At 51.3% G+C, this 9,715-nt stretch carries 10 protein-coding genes and 2 pseudogenes; 2 read left to right on the top strand and 10 right to left on the bottom strand.

Annotated elements, in window-relative coordinates; all coding sequences use genetic code 11:
• Window positions 1–792, bottom strand: a 792-nt coding sequence (locus ENN40_01065) for a hypothetical protein (protein HDP93932.1), incomplete at its 3' end; no start/stop codon positions are given.
• A gap of 349 nt (window positions 793–1,141) precedes the next feature.
• Here ENN40_01065 and ENN40_01060 point away from each other — a divergent pair.
• Both ENN40_01060 and ENN40_01055 read left to right on the top strand, forming a co-directional pair.
• Complete coding sequence (locus ENN40_01060; GenBank protein HDP93931.1) at window positions 1,142–2,035, top strand: glycosyltransferase family 2 protein; 894 nt, start codon at window positions 1,142–1,144, stop codon at window positions 2,033–2,035.
• A gap of 133 nt (window positions 2,036–2,168) precedes the next feature.
• Window positions 2,169–2,468 carry a hypothetical protein gene (locus tag ENN40_01055; protein HDP93930.1) on the top strand — a complete coding sequence of 100 codons (300 nt, stop codon included), beginning with the start codon at window positions 2,169–2,171 and terminating at the stop codon, window positions 2,466–2,468.
• Between the two features lie 435 nt (window positions 2,469–2,903).
• Here the strand turns inward: ENN40_01055 and ENN40_01050 are convergent, their stop codons facing one another.
• From ENN40_01050 to ENN40_01010, 9 genes and pseudogenes are all read right to left on the bottom strand, one after another.
• On the bottom strand, window positions 2,904–3,806 hold the full coding sequence (locus ENN40_01050; GenBank protein ID HDP93929.1) for a diguanylate cyclase: 903 nt from the start codon (window positions 3,804–3,806) through the stop codon (window positions 2,904–2,906).
• Window positions 3,807–3,955: 149 nt separating this feature from the next.
• Window positions 3,956–4,315, bottom strand: coding sequence for a hypothetical protein (locus tag ENN40_01045; protein ID HDP93928.1), 360 nt, complete (start codon window positions 4,313–4,315; stop codon window positions 3,956–3,958).
• 42 nt (window positions 4,316–4,357) lie between these two features.
• Window positions 4,358–4,669 (bottom strand): annotated as a pseudogene (locus ENN40_01040) (cupin domain-containing protein).
• A 73-nt stretch (window positions 4,670–4,742) separates the two neighbouring features.
• Window positions 4,743–5,060, bottom strand: a complete 318-nt coding sequence (locus ENN40_01035; protein ID HDP93927.1) for a DUF3795 domain-containing protein — start codon at window positions 5,058–5,060, stop codon at window positions 4,743–4,745.
• 9 nt (window positions 5,061–5,069) lie between these two features.
• Window positions 5,070–5,936 (bottom strand): hypothetical protein, encoded by an 867-nt coding sequence (locus ENN40_01030; protein HDP93926.1) that lies wholly within the window; start codon window positions 5,934–5,936, stop codon window positions 5,070–5,072.
• 259 nt (window positions 5,937–6,195) lie between these two features.
• Complete coding sequence (locus tag ENN40_01025; protein HDP93925.1) at window positions 6,196–7,482, bottom strand: DEAD/DEAH box helicase; 1,287 nt, start codon at window positions 7,480–7,482, stop codon at window positions 6,196–6,198.
• Between the two features lie 202 nt (window positions 7,483–7,684).
• Window positions 7,685–8,002 carry a cupin domain-containing protein gene (locus tag ENN40_01020; GenBank protein ID HDP93924.1) on the bottom strand — a complete coding sequence of 106 codons (318 nt, stop codon included), beginning with the start codon at window positions 8,000–8,002 and terminating at the stop codon, window positions 7,685–7,687.
• 13 nt (window positions 8,003–8,015) lie between these two features.
• A pseudogene (locus ENN40_01015) lies at window positions 8,016–8,842 on the bottom strand (4Fe-4S ferredoxin).
• Window positions 8,843–9,499, bottom strand: coding sequence for a TetR/AcrR family transcriptional regulator (locus ENN40_01010; GenBank protein ID HDP93923.1), 657 nt, complete (start codon window positions 9,497–9,499; stop codon window positions 8,843–8,845).
• Window positions 9,500–9,715: the final 216 nt, after the last annotated feature.

The raw sequence follows: 9,715 nt of genomic DNA, 5'->3' as shown, positions 1-9,715 counted from the left end.
GAATAACCATGCCACTTCACCCTTCAGCGGAACCAACATGCCGCCTCGTACTTCGTAATCCCAAAAGTGACCCTGCCATGGTATTGCAACCCGTACCCCATCCACATCGCGGTACCTTCCCTCCGAATGAACGGAACGGATCAGCCCTTCAGTGTCAAACTGAAACACCAACTCTACTCTTGTTGTGCCGTCAGTGATCGTCGCGCTTGCCCGTGAGTCGTCAATTGGCTCCCAGATCACCCCCTGGCTGGGAAGCAGCGACGTGGGATACCACACAGCTTCAGCGAAAAAACGCATCAGCTCCCCGTGTGCCAGTTCCGGAGTGCCTGGTTGTTTCATCACGGGCAGGAGGCCGAACAGTTTGGCATGCAGGATGCCCTCACCGGCCACATAGGCATCATGAACATGAACGGTAACGCCCGGGGCCATGCGCACGCGCGCGTCCCACACAAATCCAGGGCGCCGGGTGGCGACACGCTGATTGGAAGTGAAAGGCACCCATCTCTCTTTGGCTTCGCTCATGTTGAAGGTGCCGGTGTGGTCAATGTTGACCGCTGTAACCATCGGCTGGCCCTCTTTCAGAACCTTGCGAAAATAGCGCTGAACCAGCGCCGGCAGCCCTTCCAATTCGCGCGGATCATACGATGCGGGAACAATCGAAATACGAACCGCTTCCATTTTCGCATAAAGATTGCGTGTATCCGACCGCCAGCGATTCTTGCCGTAATGGATTGCCACTGCTATAACCAGGACCAGAAAAACAAACACAATCGCCGTTACTTTCCACCACATATCCGATCCTCCTGTTTGCAAGAACCCATGAAACGGTTCCGCTTCGTTTCAATCTCAGCCGTCCCCCGTGCGTTCACGACCGCGTGCGCACAACGGATCTTGGCGGTCGCGACCCCAAATCAGTGAAGGGCCGGCCGGACTTGTTATCTTACCCCGGAATCACACCCTGAGAAAAGCCCCCGCAATGTTTACCACCTAACCAGCCACAACCAACCAAATCCCTGAATTGTCAAACTGTCCGCAACCACCCGCCTTGCTATCGCGTAAGATTGCACAGATTACGCATTTAGTATATGATCCGGTTTTCCGGGTCTGCAGCGGATGAACCGGCTGTTCCCGAAAAACACAAATGGAATCAACAACCGGTTGCAGCCCGCACACATTACCGGAACCGCTGGTTACGATTCTGATCACCGCCTACAATACTCCGGCAGGTTTTCTGTTTGAGGCGGTAAGAAGCGCTCTTGACCAGGATGTCCACGAAATGGAAATCCTGGTCGTGGATGACGGTTCTCAACCTTCCCTGGACCGATACCTGGCCGGTTTTCGGGATCCCCGCCTGGTGTACCGGGCCATTAACCATATGGGCCCGCCCCACGCCCTGCGAGCCGGTATGGCAATGGCCCGCGGCCGGTTTGTGACGATCCTGGATCATGATGACCGCCTCACTCCCGGCAGCCTGCGAACAAGGCTGGAGCGAATTCAGGTGGAGCATCGCGGCCTCGTATACGGCAACATCGAGTGGATTTCGGCAGAAGGGCGAATCCTGGGCCGGCGGATTTTTCCGGCAGTCAAAACGGTTGCCCGCCTCATCCGCGCAGGGTTACTCAGTCCCGTCGGTCCAGTCAAACACAGCGCCATACTTATGGACCGGCAAGTTGCCCTGGACCAGGGAAATTACGACGCCACCCTTGCCGGTGAATACGACCTGGACCTGATCCTGAAAATTGCCCGGGCGGCAGGCTTTTGCCGTGTTCCGGATTTTGTCGTCCAGTACCGGATTCATGCGGGGAATTACTCGGCTTCTCCCGATTTTCGCCTGCGTCAGATCCGTTGCCGCTGGCGGTTAATCGACCGCTATCTATCTGGATGGGGTCGTCGCACCGCCGCAAAGGCTTTTACGGCCGTGATTCTACTGCTCAAGGCGCTCTGGCTGCTGCTCAGTTACCATCGCCCGGGGGCGCTCCTGAACCGTCCCGGCCGCATCCCGGCGGAAAAAATGGACGGGACCCACACCAACTGAATCGGGCCTGCGGCCGGATCCTTCCTGAAAAAATTTTTCGTGAAGCATCTTGAGATATTTTGATGCAGCCGCTATTTATTATTCCAACTTCGGGCAACCCCGCTGTGACCCGAAAAATTCATGGAGGTTTTTTTTGCGACGAGTTACCCTGATCTCTCTGTTTCTCATGCTGTTCCCCTTGCTTGCCTGCGCCAACGTCACGTCTCCCGCGGACGGTGTTTCCTGGTGCAAAGGCACCCGCTACACCATTAATTGGAATGCGACTGAATTTCCAGCTGGAAAAGTACGACTGGTTTTGCGCCTGAACGGAGCGCGCGTGCTGGTGATCGGCACCGCCAACGCCGCCTCCGGCTCGTTCCAGTGGACGACGCCGCGGACGTTGGCCGACAACAGCCGGTACCAGGTGCGGGTACGAGACGCTATCTTAATATGAAACGTTTGGAGGAAATGGACCGGGAACAACAGGCCGGTTAAACCAGTGCCATGACCTGTGTTCGGAGTACCCCTCACAGAAAGTGCGAAAGATTCTTGACACTACCGGGCAGGGTGTACTTTTTTCCTAACCTCATCCATTGAATGCCGAACGGATTGGCTTTGTGATCGGTGCAATAGATATCCAGGGCCTCAAGGTACATTTCCCCATCCCGGGGAACCGTTGTCGGTATTCCCACATGATTGTATTTCATTGGCCTGTTTTCGGGCAGTTCTTAATTATTTGTCAAATCACTCTTTTCCTCCGGCCTTTCGCATGCAGCTGCGTATTTACTAAGTATTCAGGCTGATGATGCTCAAATTTACAAAAGGTCCCGATGGGTCCATCCTGCATGTCCCCGGTATATACAACGGTTAAACGCGCCTCAAATCATTTTCAACCTATGGTCAAACAATTTTTTCCCGCCGCCTTGGATTTATACAATAAAGTATCGGCCCTTTTGATGAGGCTATCAATGGTGTCATTTTCTCCAACCAAGGTGGCTCCCACCGAAATTGTGACCCGCAATTTTTCGTTTTCATGAATGATATATGAATTTTCAATCAATAAACGAAGCCTTTTTCCAAGCAACTCAAAATCTTTGCCGCTTGTGTTGCGAATAATGCCGATAAACTCCTCTCCTCCCCATCTTCCATAAACGTCAAAAGGTCTGGAATTGGCGACAAAGGTATTTGCAACAAATTTCAAAACCTTATCGCCGACATCATGACCGTAAAAGTCATTAAATTTCTTAAAGTTGTCAATATCAATAAATAAAACACCAAACGGCATGTTGAAACGTTTTTTCTCTTCGAATCTATTTGAGATTTCTTTCTCAATAAAATTCCTGTTTGGTAATTGAGTGAGTCTGTCAAGAAGAGCCAGCTTTTCAAGTTCTTTTACCCTTAAATCATTAGCCGCCTGATTGCTGATGTCGGTAAATAATTCTATCCCGCCGATAATATTGTTATCTGAGTCTGTCAATATGCTTGCACGAACAGAGACGGGTATTCTATGACCCTCCTTGTGGTGCATGTATATTTCAGTTTCTCGAGGCTTTCCATCAGAAATGGTTGCGGCAAGAGGGCACATGCCGGTGCAGAGATTATTCCCTTCACTATCGACATGAGTAAGGATATTATCGGAACAGGATTTACCAACAACTTCATTTGCCATATATCCGGAAATTTTTTCAGCGGCTTTATTCCAGAAGGTTATGATTCTATCTTTGTCTACAAAATATAAGCCGTCATGGAGGTTTTCTACAATTCTTTCAAAAAAATCTTTCTCAAAGCTCATAAGTGTGCCTCAAATTCATGAAAGGTTCCACTTGACCTGTTCTTCTTCCCCGGGGATTATTCATTACTGAAACGCCCCCGCAATGTCCGTTTCGTCAACCGCATCAGCCAAACCTGCCTCAGAATTGGCAAAATCCGCGTCTTTTCCTTTCAGAAGGTTATGACTTTATCACATTCAACGGTCCATTGGGCAAATTCTTTCATATTGCTCAATTGGACACCTCTAATCGGTTTGAGTGTATTAATTCCGCGCGCTTCCGAACATCCCCCACAACTTTTCACTTCACCGCCTTGCCGGATGACAGATTTCAACATCCGTTCGATGTTATAGTAACCATTCGGCGTTGTTTGGTTGGGAATTCCACAAAACACAGCGTCCGCCAGCAGGAATATCTTAATCTCCACCTTGTCTTCATGCTCTTTCTGAAGAGTCATTGCCATTCGCAAAGCATTGTACGCTTTTTCTGTTCCGTAAGGCGCGTCGTTGATAATAATAAGAATTTTTTGCATTCTGCCTCCTTTTGATAGACATGGAACTATTATTAGTTGCGGTTATTTCAATATCCTGTCTATCTGAACACCCATTATTTTAACACCATTATCTGTTTTCATGGACAATGTGGCCGGTTCAGTAATCAGGCATTGCCCTGTTTCAAGGTCAGTTGTTTCGGCATTCACCGAAACTTCAGCCTTTCCCTTGATAACATAAAATAGAACATAAGATTCCATTTCACAAGCCGGCATCTCTCCGCCGGGCGGAAGTTCTATCATTCTTGCTTAAAATTCTCTGGTTTTGTAAAAAACATTCTTTTCCCTTTCCTCATATGGGTAGGATTGCCTCGTCTCAAGATCATATACCTTCATTATCTTCACCTCCTTCATTCATGTACGGATTTTTAACCCCTGTCGTTGAGTGCTGGCGTTCCTGTTCTATCAGTTACGCTTCAGTGCCGGCTTTGCTTCTTTTTCTCGGGTTGATCTTCCTCGCCTCCAGGGATTGGGTGAATTCTTCATCCGACATGTTCGGGTCCCTGAGTTCACTGAACGTCTTGCAGGGAAATTCAGCGCAGAGTCCGCAATGTTCCAATTGCCTCCGGTTGCGGCAGCAGTCGTGTAAGGGGCAGATTCCGTTCGGCACCTGGACCGTCCAGAACGGTTTGCCGTTTACATTGCCGCATACCGGGCACTGCCGCCCGAGAAGCGGGCACGCACCACAATAGATGCCGCATACCGGCGCATAGGCTGTATTGTTCATCGTTTCTCCTCAATTGGGTTTGCGACCAATCGTCGCCGGTCTGCAAGGGGTGGCGGAAGTGTTCGGGGGCAATGACCGGGTCAGCAGCAGGCTGCATACTGCGCTGCCGACACCAATGGGCACCCAGAGCCCAAGTTGGGAAAGATCAGCAGTCGCGCCGCTCGCGTATGTGGCAATGGCTGCGGCGCAGAGTGCCGCCATGTAAACGGCGCCCTTAACAGTCCAGATGCCGGCAATTACAAAACCCCATGCCCGCCGCCGCCAGAGCCATATCCCGGCAATGAGCCCGAACGATACGACGAGCCACAAGTCCAAAGCCGCCGTGATATTGGTCGGGTGCTCAACCGCCGTTACCATGGCCGGCACCTGACCTGTCCAAACAAAGCCGGCGGAAACCGCTATCCAGAAACTGCCAAGGATCAACGATACCAGGATGATAAAAATGCCAACCGCACGTTGAACGCTGCCGACGGCGACAGCACGCAAAACGAAATTCGTTTCGGCTGACGTTAGCCCTTGAATGAGTCCAAGCGTGGATAGCACGAGAATGAGAATATACGCCAGAAACAACTGGTTGAAAGCGGCGCCGAACGCATAGAATGCGTAGTTGCAGAAGGTGTAGGCCAGCATCCCCAACCAGAGCAGAGTTCCACGTGGCGATTGCTTCCGTGCCAGCCTGTAAGCAATCGTCAAGAGAGGGACCGCCAGCAATAATGTCACCAGATCATTGCCGTACCAGGCTGAGCGAACCAGAAGGTTATCCCGGTACAGTAGATTTCCGCTGAACACACCCCACCCTGATGCAAATCCGGTGAAAAGGATCAGCGGAATGGAAATGGTATCCCGTTGTACTCTCCGCGCCTTCTGATGCTGCATTTCTTCACCCTCCTGATCATGCCGGGTTCAATCGCCCAACATTTCCTTTTTTACTTTTTCCCTTTGAGAAAGGTTACGAGATGGGGCTTGGAAAATCAAAAAAATGAAGGCGTCCCTGAAAGTTGAACAATTTTAAATTCATCCAGCCCCTGTGCGCTTCCGGCTGTGTTTGTACAACGTACACAAGCTGTTGAGACGCGTTTCCCGAATTGTTAAGAACCGTCCCCCCGGGTTTGGAACATAAGGCGGGATGAATGCTTTATTGATTGGCTCTGCTTGTATTTTTTCTGCAGGACTTTGAGCGATTATTATTGCTTTCCCTGTTTTTCTTTGCCGCGAAAAACTCCTGCTTCCTTCTTTGTTTCTCTTTCTCCCATTCCCTGTTTTCCTCGGTAGTTCTCGGAATATCGGTCTGGGGAAAAGGATTGTCGTTGATCACCGTGATTTTCTGCTTGATCAATTTTTCAATATCCTTAATAAACACATTTTCTTCCGGCTCGCAAAGAGAAACCGCGTTGCCGTTTTCGCCTGCTCTCCCGGATCTCCCGATCCTGTGAACATACGTTTCCGCAATATTTGGAATGTCATAATTGATCACATATTTCAATTTATCAATATCTATCCCCCTGGCGGCAATATCAGTAGCCACCAGTACCCTGATCTCTCCGGCTTTGAATTGAGAAAGGACTTTTTGTCTCTGGTTCTGAGCTTTATCGCCATGAATGGCAGCCGTTCTTATCTTTTCTCTTTTTAAATTCCGGGTGATCTTGTCGGCACCGTGTTTTGTTCTGGAGAACAACAACACCTGGTCGATTTCCCGATCTTTCAGTATATGGAAGAGCAGATCTTTCTTTTTTGATTTATTCGTATAATAGAGATAGTGCGAAACAGTCTCAGCAGCGGAAGAGACGGGGCTGACATCAACCTTATGCGGGTTTGTCAATATTTTCCTTGAAAGTTCAACAATATTTCCCGGCATGGTCGCGGAAAAGAACAGCGATTGCCGTTTTGCCGGTAATTTCATGATTATTTTCCTGATATCGTGAATGAACCCCATATCGAGCATGCGATCCGCTTCATCCAGCACAAAATATTCAATGTCATTTAATTTGATGAATCCCTGGTCCATCAGGTCCAGAAGCCTGCCGGGTGTCGCGACAAGAATATCCGTACCTTTCCGGAGAGCATCGGTCTGTTTCCCCTGGGGAACACCGCCGAAAACAACAGTATTCCTTATCCCCGTGAATTTCCCATAAATCGAAAAACTCTCAGCGATCTGAATCGCCAGTTCGCGCGTCGGCGTGATGACGAGCGATTTAACCATACGTCCGCCATTGCTATTGTTTCGAGAAAGATAAAGGTGCTGCAGGATCGGAATGGCAAAGGCCGCCGTTTTTCCCGTTCCCGTCTGAGCGCTGCCCAGCACATCATTTCTGTTTAAAATTAATGGAATGGCCTTTGCCTGGATAGGCGTCGGCTCAATATATTTTTCCTCTTTCAGAGCCCGTAAGAGCGGCTCGATAATTCCCAGTTCTTTAAATTGCATGGATCACGAATCCTTTCCTGAATAATTGATGATTTTTCCGGATTTCACTTAATGGTGATTATAGTCATTATACCATTCTTTCTGAGAAAGACGAAGCGACGCTTCCAGCCTGCGTTTCTCACAGGAATTGTCGCGAAACGGCGCAGTTGGTTGTGAGCAATGCGGCATCGACTTCCTGCCGAGGAACCGCGCAAGGATGGGGTCAGGTTCTCAGGTACTTGATCACCAGCACGGCGATGGCGGCTTCCGTGTCGTTGCGGATGCCGTGGGGCGTACTCCCAGGGCAATCGAGCAGTGTGCCCTGAGCCGCGGTGATTTCCCCGTCCCCCACCATGAACACCGCCGTACCTTGGTGGGAAAAGAACTGGGCGTCAAAGGGAGTCGTGTGCGGGGCCAGCACCGCGCCGGGTTCCAGGGACATATGGATGATCTCAACGCCCGGCCGGGCACTGATTCGCCGGCCGGTCACGCCGCCCTCTTCATACAGGGGGGTGATTTCGCTCGGTTTCGTGATTTTCATGCCGTCTCCGTTGCTATCTGATTTCGCCCCGCAGCGAGATGACCTTGACCCGTACCATGGCGCTCTTGCCGGCCTTCTCCAGGGCCCGGGCCACGATGGTCTCGGCCTTGCCGCAGCATGGCACTTCCATGCGGGTGATGGTCACAGAGCGGATGTGATGTGTAGCAAAGATGGTCGCCAGCTTGTCGATATAGGCATCGATGCCGGAGTCGAGCTTGGGACAGAACACAACCAGCCTCCTGCCCTTGACGAAATGTTCGTGGAAATCCGCGTAAGCGAAAGGAACGCAGTCGGCGCAAACCAGCAGTCCGCGTTCTCGAAGCCCGGGTCATCGGGGTTGATCAGGTGAAGCTGTACCGGCCAGTGGTTGAGTCGGGATGGCATGGTCCCCTGGGCAACAGGGGCATCGTGCGGAACCGTGTCCAGGGTAACGGCTTTCGCACCGGGATATCCGCCGCCGGGACATGCCGCTTCCCGGCGCCGCCTGAATTCAGGAACGGGAATCTTGCGCGCCTCCAGGATGTCAACTGCCTTTTTTACATGCTCCGTCAGGCCATGATCGTTTAGGTGTTGCAGGTGGGCACGGATGGTGTTTTCTCCCTGAGGGATAATGTTCTCCATTACCCTGGCTTCATCGTAGGGTTCGGCTTCCCGCACTTCCGTTGTGATGGCTCCCCGGGGGCAGTTGCCGATGCACGCGCCCAGGCCGTCGCAGAAAATGTCGCTGATCAGCCGCGCCTTGCCGTCGATCACCCGGATCGCCCCTTCGGGGCAATCGGGCACGCAGATTCCGCAGCCGTCGCATTTTTCCTGATCGATATGAATGATCTGTCGTTGCATCTATTCCTCCTCTGGTTTTGTTTGAATCAGTGAGCGGATGGTTTGCCACAGCCGCCGTCCTTCCCTTTTCAGGTCGAAAGTGAAGTTGTTGAAGCTCCATTGGGTGACCAGCAGGCGCATGGAACCCACGATGATGCGAAACAGGGAAGCAGGGTCGATATCCCGGCGGATGCGGCCGCTCTTCTGGCCGGTTTCGATGGCTTTGACCACAAATTCCCTGTGACCGTGCATCACGGTCCGCTGCTTCGTGGCCATGAACTCGTTGTGGATGAATATCTCCTCCGAGAGCATGACCTTGGCCAGGTCGGGGTCGGCGGAAAAAGTTTCAAACCGGTCCATGAGGAACAACTCGATAATCTCCAGGGCTTCGCCCCGGGGATCGGGATGGGGAGGAACCCGGGACACGACTACGAAACGCTCGATAATGGCTGACAGGATGGCCTGCTTGTTTTTGAAATGGCGGTACAGGGCGGCCTCGGTCACGTGAACCGCCTGGGCCAGGTTCTTGATGGTCAGTCCCTGGATTCCCTCCCGGGCGATAATGCCGACCGCCTTGCCGATAATCTCTTTCTGCCGGGGCGTAAACTCTCGCGTTTCACCCTCACGTTTGTAAACGTTTACTGACTTAAATATAACCTGACTTCTCCCCGTTGTCAAGATTCTTGTGCGGGATTCAGTTTGGGGTCTTGCTTTATTACTATTTCAATTTATTTTCACGGTCATGTCACTGTTGTCCTAAGAAAATCATTCGGGAATGGGGACGGTTCTTGAGTGCGCCAAGCAAGCTGGCGCGATTCAGGGGGTTAAAATCCCCCACGGGCAAAGCCTAGCCAGCCGCCCGTTATCCAAGTTGCATTTAAGGAGGCGACGAAT

The sequence above is a fragment of the Candidatus Aminicenantes bacterium genome, from assembly GCA_011049425.1.
Lineage (GTDB): Bacteria > Acidobacteriota > Aminicenantia > UBA2199 > UBA2199 > UBA876.
This window is presented reverse-complemented; position numbering and strand designations above follow the sequence as displayed.

Bases quoted from the DNA above. Each gene is read 5' to 3' on its own strand.
- ENN40_01060 (HDP93931.1), top strand. From the start codon at position 1,142: ATGGAATCAACAACCGGTTGCAGCCCGCACACATTACCGGAACCGCTG.
- ENN40_01050 (HDP93929.1), bottom strand. From the start codon at position 3,806: ATGAGCTTTGAGAAAGATTTTTTTGAAAGAATTGTAGAAAACCTCCAT.
- ENN40_01045 (HDP93928.1), bottom strand. From the start codon at position 4,315: ATGCAAAAAATTCTTATTATTATCAACGACGCGCCTTACGGAACAGAA.
- ENN40_01035 (HDP93927.1), bottom strand. From the start codon at position 5,060: ATGAACAATACAGCCTATGCGCCGGTATGCGGCATCTATTGTGGTGCG.
- ENN40_01030 (HDP93926.1), bottom strand. From the start codon at position 5,936: ATGCAGCATCAGAAGGCGCGGAGAGTACAACGGGATACCATTTCCATT.
- ENN40_01025 (HDP93925.1), bottom strand. From the start codon at position 7,482: ATGCAATTTAAAGAACTGGGAATTATCGAGCCGCTCTTACGGGCTCTG.
- ENN40_01020 (HDP93924.1), bottom strand. From the start codon at position 8,002: ATGAAAATCACGAAACCGAGCGAAATCACCCCCCTGTATGAAGAGGGC.